General features: G+C 69.1%; 19 protein-coding genes. 7 read left to right on the top strand and 12 right to left on the bottom strand.

Translation table 11 applies throughout. The features are described from left to right. Positions 1-28: 28 nt before the first annotated feature. Entirely contained in the window at positions 29-280 is a 252-nt protein-coding gene (rpsP, locus tag ACZ5PP_RS05670; protein ID WP_004300532.1) for a 30S ribosomal protein S16, read from the bottom strand. Between the two features lie 21 nt (positions 281-301). On the opposite strand from rpsP, the gene ACZ5PP_RS05665 reads away from it, so the two are divergent. From ACZ5PP_RS05665 to ACZ5PP_RS05655, 3 genes are all read left to right on the top strand, one after another. Beyond that, complete coding sequence (locus ACZ5PP_RS05665) at positions 302-1,990, top strand: hypothetical protein (protein ID WP_261788939.1); 1,689 nt, start codon at positions 302-304, stop codon at positions 1,988-1,990. Between the two features lie 86 nt (positions 1,991-2,076). After that, a complete protein-coding gene (wrbA, locus tag ACZ5PP_RS05660; RefSeq protein ID WP_004300537.1) occupies positions 2,077-2,676 on the top strand; it encodes an NAD(P)H:quinone oxidoreductase in 600 nt (199 codons plus the stop codon). After that, complete coding sequence (locus tag ACZ5PP_RS05655; RefSeq protein WP_004300539.1) at positions 2,673-3,020, top strand: DUF2069 domain-containing protein; 348 nt, start codon at positions 2,673-2,675, stop codon at positions 3,018-3,020. Before wrbA ends, ACZ5PP_RS05655 begins: the two co-directional genes overlap by 4 nt. Positions 3,021-3,081: 61 nt before the next feature. On the opposite strand, the gene ACZ5PP_RS05650 is transcribed toward ACZ5PP_RS05655, so the two are convergent. From ACZ5PP_RS05650 to ACZ5PP_RS05630, 5 genes are all read right to left on the bottom strand, one after another. After that, entirely contained in the window at positions 3,082-4,617 is a 1,536-nt protein-coding gene (locus ACZ5PP_RS05650) for a 2-isopropylmalate synthase (RefSeq protein WP_004300541.1), read from the bottom strand. Next, positions 4,614-5,504, bottom strand: a complete 891-nt coding sequence (gene pssA, locus ACZ5PP_RS05645) for a CDP-diacylglycerol--serine O-phosphatidyltransferase (RefSeq protein WP_004300542.1) — start codon at positions 5,502-5,504, stop codon at positions 4,614-4,616. Before pssA ends, ACZ5PP_RS05650 begins: the two co-directional genes overlap by 4 nt. A 156-nt stretch (positions 5,505-5,660) precedes the next feature. Then, positions 5,661-6,677, bottom strand: a complete 1,017-nt coding sequence (gene ilvC, locus ACZ5PP_RS05640; RefSeq protein ID WP_004300544.1) for a ketol-acid reductoisomerase — start codon at positions 6,675-6,677, stop codon at positions 5,661-5,663. A 41-nt stretch (positions 6,678-6,718) separates the two neighbouring features. Continuing rightward, the gene (gene ilvN / locus ACZ5PP_RS05635; protein WP_004300546.1) at positions 6,719-7,210 is read right to left on the bottom strand and encodes an acetolactate synthase small subunit; all 492 of its coding nucleotides are present in this window, start codon (positions 7,208-7,210) and stop codon (positions 6,719-6,721) included. A gap of 31 nt (positions 7,211-7,241) precedes the next feature. Beyond that, positions 7,242-8,954, bottom strand: a complete 1,713-nt coding sequence (locus ACZ5PP_RS05630; protein WP_004300548.1) for an acetolactate synthase 3 catalytic subunit — start codon at positions 8,952-8,954, stop codon at positions 7,242-7,244. A gap of 250 nt (positions 8,955-9,204) precedes the next feature. On the opposite strand from ACZ5PP_RS05630, the gene ACZ5PP_RS05625 reads away from it, so the two are divergent. The 4 genes from ACZ5PP_RS05625 (at position 9,205) to pepN (ending at position 15,423) form a co-directional block, all read left to right on the top strand. Further along, positions 9,205-9,759 carry an RDD family protein gene (locus ACZ5PP_RS05625; protein ID WP_004300550.1) on the top strand — a complete coding sequence of 185 codons (555 nt, stop codon included), beginning with the start codon at positions 9,205-9,207 and terminating at the stop codon, positions 9,757-9,759. A 146-nt stretch (positions 9,760-9,905) separates the two neighbouring features. Further along, the gene (locus tag ACZ5PP_RS05620) at positions 9,906-11,693 is read left to right on the top strand and encodes a cation:proton antiporter (RefSeq protein ID WP_464826859.1); all 1,788 of its coding nucleotides are present in this window, start codon (positions 9,906-9,908) and stop codon (positions 11,691-11,693) included. Then, positions 11,690-12,586 (top strand): universal stress protein, encoded by an 897-nt coding sequence (locus ACZ5PP_RS05615; protein WP_043746277.1) that lies wholly within the window; start codon positions 11,690-11,692, stop codon positions 12,584-12,586. The genes ACZ5PP_RS05620 and ACZ5PP_RS05615 overlap by 4 nt, the downstream gene beginning before the upstream one ends. A 161-nt stretch (positions 12,587-12,747) precedes the next feature. Beyond that, positions 12,748-15,423, top strand: coding sequence for an aminopeptidase N (pepN, locus tag ACZ5PP_RS05610; RefSeq protein WP_464826858.1), 2,676 nt, complete (start codon positions 12,748-12,750; stop codon positions 15,421-15,423). A gap of 429 nt (positions 15,424-15,852) precedes the next feature. On the opposite strand, the gene ACZ5PP_RS05605 is transcribed toward pepN, so the two are convergent. The 6 genes from ACZ5PP_RS05605 to folK form a co-directional block, all read right to left on the bottom strand. Then, entirely contained in the window at positions 15,853-16,299 is a 447-nt protein-coding gene (locus tag ACZ5PP_RS05605) for a CBS domain-containing protein (RefSeq protein ID WP_004300557.1), read from the bottom strand. Positions 16,300-16,432: 133 nt separating this feature from the next. Beyond that, positions 16,433-17,260 (bottom strand): pantoate--beta-alanine ligase, encoded by an 828-nt coding sequence (gene panC / locus ACZ5PP_RS05600; RefSeq protein WP_004300559.1) that lies wholly within the window; start codon positions 17,258-17,260, stop codon positions 16,433-16,435. Between the two features lie 29 nt (positions 17,261-17,289). Beyond that, positions 17,290-18,105, bottom strand: a complete 816-nt coding sequence (gene panB, locus ACZ5PP_RS05595) for a 3-methyl-2-oxobutanoate hydroxymethyltransferase (RefSeq protein ID WP_464826857.1) — start codon at positions 18,103-18,105, stop codon at positions 17,290-17,292. A gap of 112 nt (positions 18,106-18,217) precedes the next feature. Then, positions 18,218-18,856 carry a deoxynucleoside kinase gene (locus ACZ5PP_RS05590; RefSeq protein WP_004300563.1) on the bottom strand — a complete coding sequence of 213 codons (639 nt, stop codon included), beginning with the start codon at positions 18,854-18,856 and terminating at the stop codon, positions 18,218-18,220. A gap of 28 nt (positions 18,857-18,884) precedes the next feature. Beyond that, entirely contained in the window at positions 18,885-19,256 is a 372-nt protein-coding gene (locus ACZ5PP_RS05585) for a DMT family protein (RefSeq protein ID WP_004300565.1), read from the bottom strand. A gap of 33 nt (positions 19,257-19,289) precedes the next feature. After that, positions 19,290-19,796 carry a 2-amino-4-hydroxy-6-hydroxymethyldihydropteridine diphosphokinase gene (gene folK / locus ACZ5PP_RS05580; protein WP_464826856.1) on the bottom strand — a complete coding sequence of 169 codons (507 nt, stop codon included), beginning with the start codon at positions 19,794-19,796 and terminating at the stop codon, positions 19,290-19,292. Positions 19,797-19,805 lie beyond the last annotated feature (9 nt).

Genomic DNA, 19,805 nt, shown 5'->3' with positions numbered 1-19,805 from the left:
GCGCCGCTCGGCCGCTGATCGAAGTCGATCAGGCCGCGGCCGTGCCGGCCTGCTTGACCAGGCGAGCGACGGTGGGCGAGAGCTGGGCGCCGTTCTGCTGCCAGTAGGCGAGGCGCTCGGCGTTGATCACGAGGCCTTTCTCGGCGCCCGAGGCGATCGGGTTGTAGAAGCCGACGCGCTCGATGAAGCGACCGTCGCGGCGGTTGCGCGAATCGGCAACGACCATGTTGAAGAACGGGCGCTTTTTGGCGCCACCACGGGCAAGGCGAATGACGACCATCTGGATGTTCCTGATCGGTGGATGCGAAAAACCGCGGATTATAGGGGAGTCGCCCGTCGCGGACAAGGTTTTATTGCGGCCGACGAGCGATTCCTCGACATCTTCCGCGTACCGGCGCCGGGTGTCCGCAGTGTTGCGGCGTGTGTGCGCGGGATGGGGATAGAATGTGACCCGAGCAATGTTTCTCCGGGGACCATGGAAGCGCCTTCGACACCGTCCGATGCCGAGCAGTCGCTGCTGCGCTGGCTCGACAGCGAGCCTGCAGACGCCGTGGAGGATGACCTCGCCGCGCTGCGAGCGCGCATGCACGACGCTTTTGGCGGCACCGCTGCCGGTCCGGCGACGAGCGACGCGTTGTTGTGCGCGCTGGCCGAGCGCATGGGCGACATCGGTGGCCGGCTGCGGCCCTTGCTGCTCGCGAGACAGCTCCCGGTGGACGTGCCGCTGTTCGAGGCGAACGAGCAGTTGTGCGTGCTCGCGCTCGATGTCGCCACGGCCGTCTCGGCTGCAGCCGGGCGCGCCGGAAGGGCGCGGCCGGGGGGCGGAGCGGAGCTCTGCGAATACGCGATCGGCGTGGTGACCGAGATCTTCGTGCTGAGCGCGCTGGCGGCGGCTGCGCCTCCCGCGGGGACTTGGCGGTTGGCGCACGACTTCGCGGCGCACCATGAGGTTGCCGCGGCTGCCGCGGACGATCCCCTGCGCTGTGCCTACCTGCGTCTGCTGGCCGTCGCGGTCGCACAGCCCGAGGGGCTTACCGGCCGCGAGATCGCCTGGTTGTACGACTTTCTCGATGCGCGTGTTCTCGGCGCCGCGGTGCTCGCGCGCGGCACCGGCGACACGAGCGCATCGGCGTGGTGGATCGACCTCGGCGCCGACCTGGGGCCGCAATCCGTGGCGCGGCGGCCGGCGCCCTCGGAGTCGGTGCTCGGCGGCGATCTGTGGAGCTTCAATCCGCGCCCGATGGCGCAGAAGCTGGGCGAGTGCATAGAGTGGGTGACGGCGCGCATGACCGCGGCAGAACTCGCGGGCATGCAGGGCGAAGTCGAGTCGCTGGATGCCGAGGAGGCGCTGTTTCCGCCTGGCCTTTCACCCCTCGAGACGGTGGCCTTGCTGCGCCGCCTTCGCAGCCACTGGATGGCGGCGCCGGTGCGGGGGCAGCCGCGGCGCCAGCATCAATACGTGGTTCAGGTCGGGATCGGCCTGCAATCGGTGTGGGATCTGGGCAGTGGGGGAAGGGATGACCCTGCGTTGCTGCAGGAGTGGATGGTCCTCAACGAAAGCCCGGGCGGCCTTGCGATCATGAGTGTGGCCGGCGTGCGCGGCGAGATCGAGGCGGGCGGCGCGCTGGCCCTGCGGCGAAAGCCCGAGCAGGCCTGGTCGGTGTGCATCGTGCGCTGGGTGCGCAGCGATTGCCCGGGGCAGGTGGAGGTCGGGTTGCAGATCATCGGGCAGTCCTTCCATCCGGTCATGGTCGGCTTTCGCGGGCGTGCGGTGCAGCAGCTCTCGCCCGCGCTCGCGCTGCCGATCATGGAGCCGCTGCGCCGCCATCCGGCGATGCTCGCGGTCGCCGGCACCTACGCCTCGCGCCGCTTCGTCTTCGTACGCGGGACGCAGACGGTCTATGTCGCCCAGGCACGCGCGCTCGGGCTCGACCTGCAGACGCCGAGCGTCGAACTTTTCCAGTACGAGATCGATCCCTATCCGATCTGAGCGCATTGCCCGCGTGCGCCTTCGGGCTGCGGGTGGCCGGCGACGCCGCGCGATATAATCCGCTCCCCTTCCGGAACTGGCATCCGATGCACGAAATCCTCGTCCTCTACTACAGCCACCGCGGTTCGGTGCGCGCGCTCGCCGAGCACATCGCCGCCGGCATCCATCAGGTGCCGGGCGCGGTGGCGCGGGTGCGCACGGTGCCGCGGGTGTCCGCCGTGTGCGAGGCGGTGGAGGACGACATCCCGGCGTCCGGGCCGCCCTACGTCGAGGTCGCCGACCTGGAGGAGTGCGTCGGCCTGGCGCTCGGCAGCCCGACGCGCTTCGGCAACATGGCGGCGCCGATGAAGTACTTCCTCGACGGACTTGCCGGTGCCTGGCTCAACGGCGCCCTCGAGGGCAAGCCGGGCTGCGTGTTCACGTCCTCGTCCAGCCTGCATGGCGGGCAGGAGAGCACGCTGCTGTCGATGATGCTGCCGCTCTTCCATCACGGCATGCTGGTGCTCGGCCTGCCGTTCTCCGAGCCGGCGCTCGGCGAGACGCGCAGCGGCGGCACGCCCTATGGCGCGAGTCATGTCTCCGGGAGCGAGGGCGATTCTGCGCCGAGCGCAGAGGAGATCGCGCTCGCGCAGGCGCAGGGCCGGCGCCTTGCCGAGGTGGCGATGCGCCTGGCGGGGTCGCGATGAACGCGCGCATGCTGAGCGTGGTGTCGAGCGTCGCGCTGCTGGCGCTGATCGCGCTGTGCGTGATCTGGGAGGGCTGGCTCGCCCCGCTGCGTCCGGGCGGCTCGTGGATGATGCTGAAGGCGCTGCCGCTTCTGCCGGCGGTGTTCGGCGTGCTGCGCGGCCGCCGCTACACCTCGCAGTGGCTGTCGATGCTGTCGCTGCTGTATTTCACCGAGGGTGTGCTGCGCGCCACCGACCCCGGGCTCACCGGCGTGTTCGCCCTCGTCGAGGTCTTCCTCGCGGTCGTGTTGTTCACCAGCACGATGCTGCATGCCCGTGCGACGGCTCCCTCCCGCGCGCAGTGAGGCGGGCGGGGCGGGGTCGGCAAGTTCCGCACCCGCCCTTCGCTCCTGACGCCTTACGCCCTCATACCTGCGGGTTGAGCCGTTCGGCTCCCACGTGCAGCTTGTTGAGCGCGTTCAGGTAGGCCTTGGCCGAGGCGACGATGATGTCGGTGTCGGCGCCCTGTCCGTCCATCACGCGGCCGTCGCGCGACAGGCGCACGGTGACCTCGCCCTGGGCGTCGGTGCCGCTGGTGATCGCGTTCACCGAGTAGAGCAGCAGCTCGCTTCCCGTCGTCGCCACCGTCTCGATCGCCTTGAAGGCGGCGTCCACCGGGCCGGAGCCGTTGGCACGGGCGTGCTTCTCGGCGCCGCCGATCGACAGGGTGATCTCGGCCACCGGCGTCTCGCCGGTCTCGGAGTGGAAGCGGGTCGACACCAGGCGGTACTGCTCGGGCGCCGGGGTCACCGCCTCGTCGCGCATCAGCGCGGTGAGATCTTCGTCGAAGATCTCCGACTTGCGGTCGGCGAGCTCCTTGAAGCGCGCGAAGGCCTGGTTCAGGTGCTCCTCGCTCTCGATCTCGATGCCGAGCTCCTGCAGGCGGGCGCGGAAGGCGTTGCGACCGGAGAGCTTGCCGAGCACGAGCTTGTTGGCGCCCCAGCCGACGTCCTCGGCGCGCATGATCTCGTAGGTCTCGCGGTGCTTGAGCACGCCGTCCTGGTGGATGCCGGACTCGTGCGCGAAGGCGTTGGCGCCGACGATGGCCTTGTTGGGTTGCACCGGGTAGCCGGTGACCTGCGAAACCAGCTTCGAGGCCGGGACGATCTGCGTGGTGTCGACGCCGGTCTCGACCGGGAAGATGTCGGCGCGGGTGCGCACCGCCATGACGATCTCTTCGAGCGATGCGTTGCCCGCGCGCTCGCCCAGGCCATTGATGGTGCACTCGACCTGGCGCGCGCCCGTGCGCACCGCGGCGAGCGAGTTGGCCACGGCCAGCCCGAGGTCGTTGTGGCAATGCACCGACCACACCACCTTGTCCGAGTTGGGCACGCGCTCGATCAGCGTGCGCACGGTGGCGGCGAACTGCTCGGGGACGTTGTAGCCGACCGTGTCGGGCACGTTGATGGTCTTCGCGCCGGCGTCGATCACGGCCTCGAAGATGCGCACCAGGAAGTCGATCTCGGAGCGGCCGGCATCCTCTGCGGAAAACTCGACGTCGTCGGTGTATTCGCGCGCCCAGCCGATCGCCTTGACCGCCTGCTCGACGACCTGATCGGGCGTCATGCGCAGCTTCTTCTCCATGTGGATCGGGCTGGTGGCGATGAAGGTGTGGATGCGGCCGCGCGCCGCCGGCCGGATGGCCTCGCCGGCGCGGCGGATGTCGTGCTCGTTGGCGCGCGCCAGCGAGCACACGGTGGATTCCTTGATCGCCTCGGCGATCGAGCGCACCGCCTCGAAGTCGCCATTGGAGGCGGCGGCGAAGCCGGCCTCGATGACGTCGACCCGCATGCGTTCGAGCTGGCGGGCGATGCGCAGCTTCTCGTCGCGCGTCATCGACGCGCCGGGGCTCTGCTCGCCGTCGCGCAAGGTGGTGTCGAAGATGATCAGCTTGTCTTTCATGGCTTGCTCCCGGGGTCGGATGAAGCGCCCTCGACGGGCGCGGCGGCGGCGTCGCCGGCTTGTGCGGTGTACGCGGCCGCCTGGGGTGCGGCGGGTTCGGCGCGATGGGTGCGGCGCCGGCGCCAGCGCAGCGCGGCGACCACGTAGCCCGAGCCGGCGTAGGCGAGGAAGAGGCCGAAGAGGATGCCGGGCGGGTAGCTGGAGATGAGCGCGAAGGCGAGCACCAGCGCGATCAGCACGATGAAGGGCACGCTCTTGCGCAGGTTGATGCTCTTGCCGCTCCAGAACAGCACGTTGCTGACCATGGAGACGCCGGCGAAGATGGTCAGCACCGCGGCGTACCAGCGCAGCTCGTTGCCGGCGAAGCCGTTGTCGATGCCCACCCACACCATGCCGGCGACCAGGGCCGCCGCCGCGGGACTGGGCAGGCCCTGGAAGTAGCGCTTGTCGACCACGTCGATGTTGGTGTTGAAGCGTGCCAGGCGCAGCGCGGCCCCGGCGCAGTAGATGAAGGCGGCGACCCAGCCGAGCTTGCCGAGGTCCTGCAGCGCCCACTCGTACATCACCAGCGCCGGTGCGGCGCCGAAGGAGACCATGTCGGAGAGCGAGTCGTACTCGGCGCCGAACTCGCTCTGGGTGTTGGTGAGGCGGGCAATGCGGCCGTCGAGGCCGTCGAGCACCATGGCGACGAAGATCGCCACCGCGGCGTACTCGAAGCGCTGGTTCATCGCCTGCACGATCGCATAGAAGCCGGCGAACAGCGCTGCGGTGGTGAACAGGTTCGGCAGGATGTAGATGCCGCGGCGGCGCTTGTCGGACAAGGGCAGCGGGGCGTGTTCGTTATCGGGCACCTTGGGCGTCGCCTCCGTGGATTCCAGGATCGTCATTTTAGCGTACGCGCGCGCCGTGCCGGCTGCAAAAGCGCCCGCGCCGCCGCATGACGATCCTGCGGTGCGTGCGCTTGCGCGGGCGATCGGGCGCAGCAATGAAAAAGGCCGGCACCGCGAGTGCGGTACCGGCCCTTGGACCGAACGCCGGGGCGATCAGTTCTTCGACTTGTCGACCAGGGCCTTGGCCTTGATCCACGGCATCATGTCGCGCAGCTGGCCACCGACCTTCTCGATCTGGTGGTCGGCGTTGAGGCGGCGGTAGGCGGTCATGCTCGGGTAGTTGGTCTTGCCCTCGAGGATGAACATCTTGGCGTACTCGCCGGTCTGGATACGCTTGAGCGCGTTGCGCATGGCAGCGCGCGACTGCTCGTTGATGACCTCGGGCCCGGTCACGTACTCGCCGTACTCGGCGTTGTTCGAGATCGAGTAGTTCATGTTGGCGATGCCGCCCTCGTACATCAGGTCGACGATCAGCTTGAGCTCGTGCAGGCACTCGAAGTAGGCCATCTCGGGGGCGTAGCCGGCTTCCACCAGGGTCTCGAAGCCCATCTTGACCAGCTCGACGGCACCGCCGCACAGCACGGCCTGCTCGCCGAAGAGGTCGGTCTCGGTCTCTTCGCGGAAGTTGGTCTCGATCACGCCGCCCTTGGTGCCGCCGTTGGCAGCGGAGTACGACAGGGCGATGTCCTTGGCCTTGCCCGAGCGGTCCTGGTAGATCGCGATCAGGGTCGGCACGCCGCCCCCGCGCAGGTACTCGGAGCGCACGGTGTGGCCGGGGCCCTTGGGGGCGACCATGATGACGTCGAGATCGGCACGCGGCACGATCTGGTTGTAGTGCACGTTGAAGCCGTGGGCGAAGGCGAGCACGGCGCCCTTCTTGATGTTCGGCTCGATGTCGTCGCGATAGACCTGGGGCGCGGTCTCGTCCGGCAGCAGGATCATGACGAGGTCGGCGGCCTTGACGGCTTCGCCGATTTCCTTGACGGCCAGGCCGGCGGCCTCGGCCTTGGCCCACGAGCTGCCGTCCTTGCGCAGGCCGACGGTGACATTCACGCCGGAGTCGCGCAGGTTCTGGGCATGGGCGTGGCCCTGCGAGCCGTAGCCGACGATGGTGACCTGCTTGCCCTTGATCAGCGAGAGGTCGGCGTCCTTGTCGTAGTAAACCTTCATGTCTTTCCTTTGGTTCGATGTGGAGCGGGGGAGGGGGGAGCTCAGACCTTGAGCACGCGGTCGCCGCGGCCGATGCCGCAGACGCCCGAGCGCACGGTCTCGAGGATCAGTGCCGGGTCGATCGCGCCGATGAAGGCGTCGAGCTTGCCCTGGTTGCCGGTGAGTTCGACGACGTAGGAGGCGTCGGTGACGTCGATGATGCGGGCGCGGAAGATGTCGGCGGTGCGCTTGATCTCCTCGCGGTCCTTGCCGGTGGCGCGCACCTTGACCAGCATGAGTTCGCGCTCGATGTGGGCGGCCTCGGAGATGTCGACGACCTTGACGACCTCGACCAGTTTGTTCAGCTGCTTGGTGATCTGCTCGATGATCTCGTCGGAACCGGTGGTGACGATGGTCATCCGCGACATCGAGAAGTCCTCGGTCGGAGCCACGGTCAGCGATTCGATGTTGTAGCCGCGCGCCGAGAACAGGCCGGACACGCGCGACAGCGCGCCGGATTCGTTTTCGATCAGGAGGGAAATGACGTGACGCATGGTGATGTGTTCCGGATTCGGTAGGAGGCGATCAAAGGTCTTCGGCCGACAGGATCATCTCGGTGAGACCCTTCCCGCCCTGCACCATCGGATAGACGTTTTCGGTCTGGTCGATCTGGAAATCGAGGAACACGAGCTCGTCCTTGTGGGTGGTGAAGGCCTCGCGCAGCGCACCCTCGACGTCGGCCGGCCGGTCGACACGGATGCCGACGTGGCCGTAGGACTCGGCCAGCTTGGCGAAGTCGGGCAAGGAGTCCATGTAGGACTCGGAGTAGCGCCCGCCGTGGAACAGCTCCTGCCACTGGCGCACCATGCCCAGGTAGCGGTTGTTGAGGTTGCAGATCTTGATCGGCAGGCGGAACTGCTTGCAGGTCGAGAGCTCCTGGATGTTCATCTGGATCGAAGCCTCGCCGGTCACGCAGGCCACCTGCATGTCGGGGTTGGCGAGCTTGGCGCCCATGGCATAGGGCATGCCCACGCCCATCGTGCCCAGGCCGCCCGAGTTGAGCCAGCGCCGCGGCTTGTCGAAGCCGTAGTACTGCGCCGCCCACATCTGGTGCTGGCCGACGTCGGAGGTGACGATGGCGTCGCCGCCGGTGACTTCCCACAGCTTCTGGATCACGAACTGCGGCTTGATGATCTCGTCCGAGTTCTTGTAGACCATGCACTTGCGCTCGCGCCACTGCTCGATCTGCTTCCACCACGAGGCCAGCGCCTCGGGGTTGGGGCGCGCCTCGCCGGATTCGATCTGGCGGATCATCTCGTCGAGCACTTCCTTGACGTCGCCGACGATCGGAGTGTCGACGCGCACGCGCTTGGAGATCGACGAGGGGTCGATGTCCACATGGATGATCTTGCGCGGCTCTTCGGCGAAGTGCGCCGGATTGCCGATCACGCGGTCGTCGAAGCGGGCGCCGACGGCGAGCAGCACGTCGGAGTAGTGCATCGCCATGTTGGCTTCAAAGGTGCCGTGCATGCCCGGCATGCCGAGGAACTGGCGGTCGCTCGAGGGGTAGCCGCCGAGGCCCATGAGGGTGTTGGTGATCGGGTAGCCGAGGAGCCGCGTGAGCTTGACGAGCTGCTCGGCCGCGTTGGAGAGCACCACGCCGCCGCCGGTGTAGATCATCGGGCGCTTGGCTTCGAGCAGCAGCTGCACCGCCTTCTTGATCTGGCCCGAGTGGCCCTTGGTCACCGGGTTGTACGAGCGCATCGAGATCTCTTTCGGGTACTCGTACTCGCAGCGCTGCATCGACACGTCCTTCGGGATGTCGACCAGGACCGGGCCGGGGCGGCCGGTGCGGGCGAGGTGGAAGGCCTTCTTCATCGTCGCGGCGATGTCGCGCACGTCCCTGACGAGGAAGTTGTGCTTGACGCACGGGCGGGTGATGCCGACCGTGTCGACTTCCTGGAAGGCGTCCTGGCCGATCGCGGCGACCGGCACCTGGCCGGAGATGATCACCATCGGGATCGAGTCGCAGTAGGCGGTGGCGATGCCGGTGACGGCGTTGGTCGCACCCGGGCCGGAGGTCACCAGCGCGACGCCGACCTTCTCGGTGCTGCGCGCGAAACCGTCGGCGGCGTGCACGGCGGCCTGCTCGTGGCGTACCAGCACGTGGCGGACCGTTTCCTGCTGGAAGAGCGCGTCGTAGAGGAAGAGGACCGCGCCGCCCGGGTAACCGAAGACATACTCGACCTTTTCTTCCTGCAGGCACCTGATTACAATTTCGGCTCCGGACAGCACCATCGCGAACTCGCTCTATTGGGGTTTGGATAAACGCAGAACGTTACCGGCCGCTTGCGGTTTGGTCAAGGCTGCAGGCGGTGGCCGGGAGCGCCTGCGGCGACGCGCGCGCGATTGACGTTGTCCTGCGGGGCCGCGATCGCGATCCCGCCGCCGGCGGCCGCAGCGCAGGTCCTCGCGCACGCGCTCCTCCCCGGTTCCCCTACCGTTTTCCCTTTTTGCGCCGCCGCCATGCGGCGGCCTGGATCGACTCATGACGCGCAGCAAGAGCCGGGCCGGCAAGGCCGTCCCCGACGGGGCGCGCGCCGCCCAGCCCCCGGCACGGGATGCTTCCTCCCTCAAGGACACGGCCGGTGCAGGCCCAGCCGACCGCCCCTCCGCCGAGCTTGCCGGACTGCGCCGGCGCCTCGCTTCGATGCTGTACGAATCGATGCTGATGCTCGGCGTGCTCGCGCTCACCTTCCTCGTTCCCTACCTGATGCTCGGCATCGCCGCCGGGTTCGCCCCGCCCGGCTGGTTGCTCTGGCTGCACGTGTTCGGCGTGCTCGGGGGGTATTTCGTGTGGTACTGGCGGCGCGGCGGGCAGACCCTCGCGATGCAGACCTGGCGATTGAAGATCGTCACCGGTGCGGACGGGCGCATTGCCTCGCTCGGGCGCTGCTGGCTGCGCTATGCGCTCGCCTGGCCCTCGGTGCTGCTGGGCGGCATCGGCCTGGCGTGGGCGTTGGTCGATCGCGACCGCCAGTTCCTCCACGACCGCCTGGCCGGCACCTGCATCGTGCTGCTGCCCGCACCCGCGAAGGCCTGATCCGGCGCTTTCCCGAGTTTCCGCGCGCGCCTTTTCGTCCGCCGGCCCTGGCGGCGCGGATCGGGTACCATTCGTGCGAAGGCTTTGGTTCCGCTCCGCGCGCCCCCGTATCCGGGTGTCTCGCCGGGTGACACGAGGATCGAACGATGGCCGGGATGCTGGCCCACGGGCCCTACGCCGAATTCGCCGTGCTGCTGATCGTCTCCGCCCTCGCCGGAGCGTTCGCGGTGCGCCTCCGCCAGCCGATGCTGATCGCCTACATCGTGGTCGGCATCCTGGTGGGCCCGGCGGTGTTCGGAATCGTCACCGCGCACGACGAGGTCGCCCTGCTCGCCGAGATCGGTGTCACCGTGCTGCTTTTCGTGGTCGGGCTCAAGCTCGACCTGCATCACATCCGCCACATCGGCCCGGTCGCGCTCGCCACCGGCCTCGGCCAGCTCGGCTTCACCATCGTGTTCGGCTTCCTCATCATCGTGCTGATGGGCAAAAGCCTGATGGACGCGCTCTACGTCGCGGTGGCGCTGACCTTCTCCAGCACGATCATCGTGGTCAAGCTGCTCTCGGACAAGCGCGAGCTCGACTCCCTGCACGGGCGCATCGCGGTGGGTTTCCTCATCGTGCAGGACGTCGCCGTGGTGCTGGCGATGATGACCATGAGCGCGCTGCGCGGCCACGGCGACGACGCCATCCTCGCCGTGGCCGGGCACCTGGCGCTGCGCCTGGTGGGCGCCGGCGTGCTGATGTTCGTGCTGATGCGCTACGTGCTGCCCTGGCTGGTGCACGCGATGGCGCGCACGCAGGAACTGCTGCTGATCTTCGCCATCGCCTGGGGCACCGGGCTCGCCGCGCTCGGCGAGCTGGCCGGTTTCAGCAAGGAGGCGGGCGCCTTCCTGGCCGGCTTCTCGCTCGCCTCGACGAGCTACCGCGAGGCGATGAACGCGCGCCTGACCGGCATCCGCGACTTCATGCTGCTGTTCTTCTTCGTCGACCTCGGTGCCAAACTCGATTTCTCCACGCTCGGCGGTGAGCTCTGGCCGGCGGTGATCCTGTCGCTCTTCGTGTTGATCGGAAACCCGTTGATCGTCATGGCGATCATGGGCTACATGGGCTACCGCAAGCGCACCGGCTTCCTTGCCGGCCTCACCGTGGCGCAGATCAGCGAGTTCTCCATCGTGTTCGTGGCGATGGGCATCACCCTTGGTCACGTCGGTGTAGAGGCGCTCGGTCTCACCACCCTGGTCGGGCTGGTCACGATCATGGTGTCCACCTACATGATCCTGTACTCGCAGCCGCTCTACGAGCGCCTCGCGCCGCTGCTCGGCGTGTTCGAGCGCGCGCGCCCCTTCCGCGAGCTCGCGGTCGAGCGCCAGGGCAGGGCGGCGGGGCAGCCCGACATCGTGGTGTTCGGCCTCGGCCGCTATGGCGCGCGCCTGATGCGGCAGCTCCGCCAGGCCGGCATCGCCGTGATCGGCGTCGATTTCGACCCCGAGATCGTCCGCCAGCTGCGCCGTCAGCGCCTGCCGGTGCGCTTCGGCGACGGTGAGGACCCCGGCTTCCTCGAATCCCTGCCGCTCGCCGATGCGCGCTGGGTGGTGACCACCTTCCCGCAGTGGGATTCCAACCGCGCCTTCCTGCACGCGCTCGGCGAGGCCGGCTTCAAGGGCCGCATCGCCGGCGTGGTGCGTGACGACATCCATGGCGCCGCGCTCGGCGCCGCCGGGGTGGAGCGCGTGCTCAACCCCTTCAACGATGCGGCCGACTACGCGGCGCGCGCCTTCGCGGTGGAGATCGCCTACGAGGACGCTCACCGCACGGACGCACCCGCAGCTGCCGGCACGCAGTCCGCAACGCCGGCGCAGGATCCGGCCGCCGCGCAGCCCGCGGCGAGCCCGCGGGCGAACGCGCCCGACCGGCCCCAGGAGACCGAACGATGAACCCGATCCGCACCCTCGTCGCCCCCACCGACCTCTCGGCGCTCGCCCGTCATGCCGTGGTCCGTGCCTGCCTGCTCGCGGCCGAGCTCGGTGCGCGGGTGTCGCTGCAGCACGTGGTCAATTCCGGCGCGCTCGACACCTTGCGCCAGCTGCTCGACACCGACTCCGTCGGGCTGCAGGAGAAGCTGCTCGAGGAGGTGCGCGGCGAGGTCGAAGCGCTCGCCGCCGAGATGCACAAGCGCCACGGGGTGACGCCCGAGCTGCACCTGGCGGTGGGTGGCGTGCTCGGCGAGATCGTCGCCCACGCCGAGGCGATCGACGCCGACCTGCTGGTGATGGGGGCGCGCGGCGCAGGCTTCATGCGCGAGCTGCTGATCGGCTCCACCACCGAGCGCGTGCTGCGCAAGTCCGTGCGCCCGATGCTGGTGGTCAAGCAGATCGCCCACGAGCCCTATCGCCGCGTGCTCGTGCCGGTGGACTTCTCGGCACGCGCGCTCGAGGCGCTGGAGTTCGCGCGGCGCGTGGCCCCGCAGGCCGAGTTCGTGCTGCTGCACGCCTTCGAGGTGCCCTTCGAGGGCAAGCTGCGCTATGCCGGCGTGGAGGAGAGCGCGCTGTCCTCGCTGCGCGTCAACGCGCGCCGCGAGGCGGGTGCGCAGATGAACGAGCTGGTCGCGCGCGCGGGGGTGGACGAGAACCGCGTGCGCCGCATCGTGGTCCACGGCGAGGCCACGACGCAGATCCTCGAGCAGGAGCAGGAACAGGATTGCGACCTGATCGTGATCGGCAAGCGCGGCCACGGCCTGCTCGGCGAAATGCTGCTCGGCAGCGTCACCAAGCACGTTCTCGCGCGTTCGACGGCCGATGTGCTGGTCTGCGACCGCAAGCCCGACTGAGCCGCGCCGCGGGCAGCCTGGCGCCGCTCGCGCCGTGGTCCCGTCGTCCTGACCGGTCCTGACCGCAGCTTTGCGCCAGGCATGCCCGCCCTGTGCGGCTCGCCCGCCAGGGCGTACACTCGCGCCCTTGCCGCGCCCGCGAGGCGCCGATGGAGAACATAATGAAAACCGAACATGCCCCGACGATCCAGCGCGCCGACTACCGGCCGCTGGCGTGGACGGTCGAGACCGTCGACCTGCACTTCCGCCTCGACCCCGAGGCCACCCTGGTCACCAACCGAATGTCCTGCGTGCGCAAGCGCGACGCCGCCGACGGCCCGATCCGGCTATGGAGCGAGGCGCTCGAGCGCGTGTCGCTGAGCGTAGACGGCCAGGCCCCGCAAGCGCTGCGCGAGGACGGCGGCGTCATCGAGATCGACGCTGCGGGCGATCGCGTCGTGGTCGAGGTCGTCACCCGGGTGAATCCGCGCGCCAACACCACGCTCTCGGGCCTCTACCTGTCGAACGGAGGCTTCTTCACCCAGTGCGAGGCCGAGGGCTTCCGCCGCATCACCTGTTTCCCCGACCGTCCCGACGTGATGGCGCGCTACACCGTCACGCTCGAAGCCGACCGCGAGGCCTGCCCGGTGCTGCTCTCCAACGGCAACCTGGTCGACGCGGGCCTGCTGCCGGGTGGGCGCCACTACGCCAAGTGGGAGGATCCCTTCCGCAAGCCCTCGTATCTGTTCGCGCTGGTCGCGGCGAAGCTGGTCGCGCTCGAACGCAAGGTCGAGACGATGTCGGGCCGCGAGGTGCTGCTGCAGGTGTGGGTGGAGGAGGGCAACCTCGACCGCGTCGAACACGCGATGGATTCGCTGGTGCACTCGATGCGCTGGGACGAGGAGACCTTCGGCCTGGAGCTCGACCTCGACCGCTTCATGATCGTCGCCGTGGCCGACTTCAACATGGGCGCGATGGAGAACAAGGGGCTGAACATCTTCAACACCAAGTTCATCCTCGCCAAGCCCGACACCGCCACCGACCTCGACTACGAGAACGTCGAGAGCGTGGTCGCGCACGAGTACTTCCACAACTGGACGGGCAACCGCGTCACCTGCCGCGACTGGTTTCAGCTCACCCTGAAGGAAGGCCTCACCGTCTTCCGCGACCAGCAGTTCTCCGCCGACATGCTGGCGCGCGCGGCCGGCCCCGAGGGCGCGGCCTCGGCGCGCGCGGTCAAGCGCATCGACGACGTGCGCGTGCTGCGCGCCGCGCAGTTCCCCGAGGACGGTGGGCCGATGGCGCACCCGATCCGCCCCGACAGCTACCAGGAGATCAACAACTTCTACACCGCCACGGTCTACGAGAAGGGCGCCGAGGTCATCCGCATGCTGCACACCCTGCTCGGGCAGGAGGGCTTCCGCAACGGCATGGACCTCTACTTCAGCTACTTCGACGGCCAGGCGGTGACCTGCGACGACTTCGTCGAGGTCATGTCCGAGGCCAACAACGGCTTCGACCTCGACCAGTTCATGCGCTGGTACGAGCAGGCCGGCACGCCGCGGGTGAAGGCGAGCGGGGAGTGGAACGCGGCCGACGGCAGCTACACGCTGACCCTGGCGCAATCGACCCCGGCCACGCCCGGCCAGCACGTCAAGTTGCCGCTGGTAATTCCGGTCGCGCTGGGCCTCATCGGTGCGGACGGGCGCGACCTGCCGCTGCGGCTCGAGGGCGAGGCCCAGGCCGGGGCGACCACGCGCGTACTGAAGCTGACCGAGGAGGCGCAGGTGTTCCGCTTCGTCGGCCTCGCCGCCGAGCCGGTGCCCTCGCTGCTGCGCGGCTTCTCCGCGCCGGTGATCCTCGAACTCGACGAGGATGATGCGCGCCTGGCCTTCCGCATGGCGCACGACGCAGACCCCTGCAACCGCTGGGACGCCGCGCAGCGCTACGCCGAGCGCGTCGCACTGGCGCTCGCGGCCGACCCCGCGGCGACGGTGCCGGAGGCCTTCGTCCGCGCCTTCCGCGCCCTGTTGAACGACGCCGCGCTCGACCCCGCCTTCCGCGCCCAGGCGCTCGCGCTGCCGGGCGAGGCCTATCTGCTCGAGCGCATGTCGCCCGCCGATCCCGCCGCGCTGCGCGGCGCGCTGGTGCGCATGATGCGCGCGCTCGGCGCCACCCTCGCCGCCGACTGGCTGGAGGTGGTCGAGCGCCTGCAGGTAGCGGGTGAATATCGCTACCACCCGGGCGACGCCGGCCGTCGCGCGCTGGTGAATCTCGCCCTGCGCTACCTCGCCGCCGCCGGCGTAGCCGAGGGCCTGGCGCGGGCCGAGGCACGCTTCGCCGCCGCCACCAACATGACCGAGCGCTTCGGCGCGCTCGCCGCGCTGGTGCACAGCACGAGCCCGGCGCGCACCGCCGCGCTGCAGGCCTTCCACGACCGCCATCGCGACGACGCCCTCGTACTCGACAAGTGGTTCGCCTTGCAGGCGGGCGCCTGGCGCTGGGGCGAGGCCGCCGAGCCGGCGCTGGCGCGCGTGCGCGTGCTCCTCAGCGACCCCGCCTTCAGCCTGTCGAACCCGAACAAGGTCTACGCCCTGCTGGGCACGTTCTTCCGCGCCAACCCGGGCGAGTTCCACGCCGCCGACGGCAGCGGCCACGCCTTCTGGGCCGAGCAGGTGATCGCGCTCGACGCCCGCAACCCGCAGGTCGCCGCCCGCATGGCCCGCGCGCTGGAGAACTGGCGTCGTTTCACGCCTGCGCTGCAGGCCAGCATCCGCCCGCAGCTCGAACGCGTGCTCGCCACGCCGGGGCTGTCGGCGGACGTGGCCGAGATCGTCGGCAAGGCGGTGGGGGACTGAGCCACGAGGCGTCCGCTCTGCTCGACAAACCGAGGGGGTTCGTAGGAGCGACGCCAGTCGCGATCCGTGCGCCCGGGGGGCGGCGCCGGCGCAACTCGACCACAGCAATCGCGACTTGCGTCGCTCCCACAGCGCGGGTCGACAAACCGAGGGGGTTCGTAGGAGCGACGCCAGTCGCGATCCGTGCGCCGGGGGGCCGCGCCGGCGCAGCTCGACCACAGCAATCGCGACTTGCGTCGCTCCCACAGCGCGGCTCGAAAGCCGAGGCGGTTTCTGTGGGAGCGACGCAAGTCGCGATGAGCGCGCTTCCGGGCCACGCTGGCGCAGCCTTCCCGCGCGCCCCGCGATGCATCCCGCAGACGACGACGCCGGACCCGACTCCCGTCGGCTCCGGCGTCTGCTTGTTCGGCGGCGATGTCGCCGCGCGGCTCACTCCGCGGCGAGGTCGCCGGCGATGTAGCTCTCGAGCTGCTTGATGGTCTTCTCGTGCTGGGTGACGATGGACTTCACCATGTCGCCGATCGTCACGATGCCGAGCACCTTGCCTTCCTCGACCACCGGGATGTGGCGGAAGCGCTTGGCGGTCATCGTCGCCATCACGTCGTCGGCCGTGCCCGTCAGGCCGACCGTGTAAGGGTTGGGCGTCATCAGGTCGCCGACCTTCACATCGCGCGACACCAGCCCCTTGAGCACGACCTTGCGGGCATAGTCGCGTTCGGTGAAGATCCCGACCAGCTTGTCGCTGTCGGTGACCAGCACGCAGCCGATGTCGAACTGCGCCATCAGCGACAGCGCGTCGAAGACCGAGTCGGTCGGGCGCACCGCATGGAAGGTGCTGCCTTTCGCCTCGAGGATCTGTTTTACCGTCGTCATCATCTTTCCACTCCCCCTTCTTCGTTGAAATGCGCGCCGCAGGTCGCGGCCGGGCCTTTATTTGCGGGTTTTACGGTTTTTAACCAGATCCGTCCGCCGATGCAAGCGCGGGCGAACCCGGATCCAGCCTCCCGCTTCAGATTTCCAGGTTGTCGATCAGCCGGGTGCGGCCAAGTTTCGCCGCGGCGAGCACAACGAGCACGTCGTCTTCCTGCACCGGCGGCTGCAGGTCGAGGCGGCGGCGCACGGCGACGTAGTCGGGCGCCCATCCTGCTGCGCTCAAGCGGGCCATCGCGTCTGCCTGCAGCCGCGCGAAGTCGCGCTCGCCGGTGCGCACCGCGGCGCGGATGCCTGCGAGCAGGTGATGCAGCAGAGGCGCGCGCGCGCGCTCGTCCGCGCTCAGGTAGCCGTTGCGCGAGGACAGCGCGAGGCCGTCCTCGGCACGCACCGTCTCACCCGGTACGACCTCGATCGGCATCGCCAGTTCGCGCACCATGTTCGACAGCACCATGAGTTGCTGGTAGTCCTTCTTGCCGAACAGCGCGACCTCGGGGCGTACGATGTTGAGGAGCTTCATGACCACGGTGGCGACACCGCGGAAATGGCCGGCGCGGAACTCGCCCTCCAGGATCGACACCTGCTCTGCGGGAGGATCGACGTGGTAGCGCTGCGGCTGCGGGTACATGACCGACTCGTCGGGCGCGAACAGGTGCTCGACTCCCGCGGCGGCGAGTTTCTCGCAGTCGGCGGCGAAGGTGCGCGGATAGCGGTCGAAGTCCTCGCCGGCGCCGAACTGCAGGCGGTTGACGAAGATGCTCGCGATCACGCAGTCGGCGTGTTCGCGCGCCTGGCGCATCAGGGCGATATGGCCCTCGTGGAGGTTGCCCATGGTGGGCACGAAGGCGACGCGTCCGGCGCCCGCGCGTGCGGCGCGCAGGCTGTCGATGTTTTCGTGGATCTGCATTTGCGGTTCCTCGCGTGCGCGACGCGGGCTCAGTAACAGTGCTCGGGAGCGGGGAAGCTGCCGTCCTTGACCGCGGCCGCGTAGCGCGCGACCGCTTCCTCGATGCTCGCCGCGCCTTCCATGAAGTTGCGCACGAAGCGCGCCGTCTTGCCGGGGAACACGCCGAGCAGGTCGTGCAGCACCAGCACCTGGCCGTCGCAGGCGGCGCCTGCGCCGATGCCGATCGTCGCCATGCTGGAGAGGCTGGCGGTGATCTCGCCGGCGAGCGTGGCGGGCACCATTTCCATGACCATCAGTGCGGCGCCGGCCTGCTCGAGCACGAGCGCGTCGGCCTTGAGGCGCGCCGCGCCTTCCTCGCTGCGGCCCTGCACGCGATAGCCGCCGAGCTGATGCACCGCCTGCGGGGTGAGGCCGATGTGCGCGCACACCGGCACGCCGCGCTCGACGAGGAAGCGCACGGTCTCGGCCATGAATTCGCCGCCTTCGAGCTTGACCATCTGCGCCCCGGCGGCCATCAGGCGGGCGGCGTTGCGCATCGCCTGTTCGCGGCTCTCGTGGTAGCTGCCGAAGGGCATGTCGGTGACGACGAAGGGGCGCGCCCCGGCACGGGCCACGCATTCGGTGTGGTAGGCCATCTGCTCGAGGGTGACCGGCAGGGTGGATCTCTGTCCCTGCAGGACGTTGCCGAGCGAGTCGCCGATCAGGATGGAATCGACGCCGGCGCGGCCGAGGAGCGCGGCGAAGCTCGCGTCATAGGCGGTGAGCATCGCGATCTTGCGCCCTTCGGCGCGCATCCTGCCGAGTTCGAAGAGGGTGACGGGCTTCTGGTCCTGGAGATAGCTCATTCATCGCTCCTGTTGGGAGGCGGCAGTGTCGGCCAAACTGGTGCATTGCACAAGCCTCGCGGCCCGTGCCGGGCACGGGCAGCCATCGTCGGCGCGCGCCCGCCGACTGCGCTCAATCCGCGTAGCCGAAGAACTCGCGGTAGCTGCGCATCTCGCGCAGGCGTTCGAGCAGCAGTTCGAAGTCCTCGTCGCGGTCGACCGGGTTGAGCTTTCCGGCATCCACGATGAAAAGCGGTGCGGCGTCGTACTGGTAGAAATAGCGCGTGTAGCGCTCGGCCACCTGCTCGAGGTAGAGCTCGGTGATGCGGCGCTCGGCATCCAGGCCGCGCTTGCGGATGCGCTCCATCAGGGTGTCGGGGCGCGCCTGCAGGTAGATCACCAGGTCGGGACGGGGCGCGTTGGCGGGCTGCAGGCCGTCATGCACGCGGCGATAGAGCGCGAGTTCGTCGGGCGACAGGTTCTGCTCGGCGAAGAGGTGGTCCTTGTCGAACAGGAAATCGGCCACCACACGACGCTCGCCCTCGATGGGGCCGAGCGTGGAGAGCTGGTCGATGCGCTGGAACAGGAAGGAGAGCTGGGTCGCCAGGCCCCAGCGCTCGGACTGCTGGTAGAAGCGGCCGAGGAAGGGGTTGAGCTCGGCCTGCTCGAACACCGCCTCGGCCTGGAGGCGGTCGGCCAGACGGCGGGCGAGGGAGGTCTTGCCGGCGCCGATCGGGCCTTCGACGACGATGTAGCGGGCCTTGTCGAGCATGCTGGGCTGCCTTTCCGGTGAGCGTGCGTCAGTTGCGGAAGATGAAATACACCGCGCCGAGCATACACAAGGCGGCCCACAGGTAGTCAAGCTTGAGCGGCTGCTTCATGTAGAGCACGACGAAGGGCACGAAGACCAGCAGGGTGATCACCTCCTGCATGATCTTGAGCTGGGCGAGGCTGAGCGTGGTGGCGCCGATGCGGTTGGCGGGCACCTGCAGCAGGTATTCGAAGAGCGCGATCCCCCAGCTCACCAGTGCGGCCACATACCAGGCCTTCGTCTGCATGTTCTTCAGGTGGCCGTACCACGCGAAGGTCATGAACACGTTGGAGGCGGTGAGCAGCAGCGCGGTCTGCATCCACACGGGAATCGAGCTGACGGACTGGATCCAGGCGGCCATGGGCGGACGGAGGGCGGGGCGGTGGCGAGCGGGTCAGGGGTGGCGGGCGCTGTCGGCGGGGGTGGGCACGCGTTCGATCGCCTGGCCGGCGAGCGCGGGCAGCAGCGCCGCGACCGCGCCGCGGCCGGGAATGCTGGCGGCGGGATCGATCTCGGCCAGCGGCAGCAACGCGAAGGCGCGCTCGTGCATGCGCGGGTGGGGCACCTGCAGGCCGGGCTCGTCGATCACCGCGTCGCCGTGCAGCAGCAGGTCGAGGTCCAGCGTGCGCGGCGCCATCGGGAAGTCGCGGCGGCGGCCGCTGTCGTGCTCGATCGCGAGCAGGGCCTCCAGCAGCGGGCGCGGCGCGAGCGCGGTGTCGAGCGCGATCACCGCGTTGAGGTAGTCGGGTTGGCCTTCGACGCCCACCGGCGCGCTGCGGTACAGCGAGGAGCGCGCGACGACGCGGGTGACGGGCAGCGCATCGAGGCGCTGCACGGCTTCGGTGAACGCGGCGACCGGGTCGCCGAGATTGGCGCCGAAGGCGACGTATGCGCGGACCAAGCTCGAGCG

It is taken from the genome of Thauera sp. DNT-1 (genome assembly GCF_055393985.1).
This window is presented reverse-complemented; position numbering and strand designations above follow the sequence as displayed.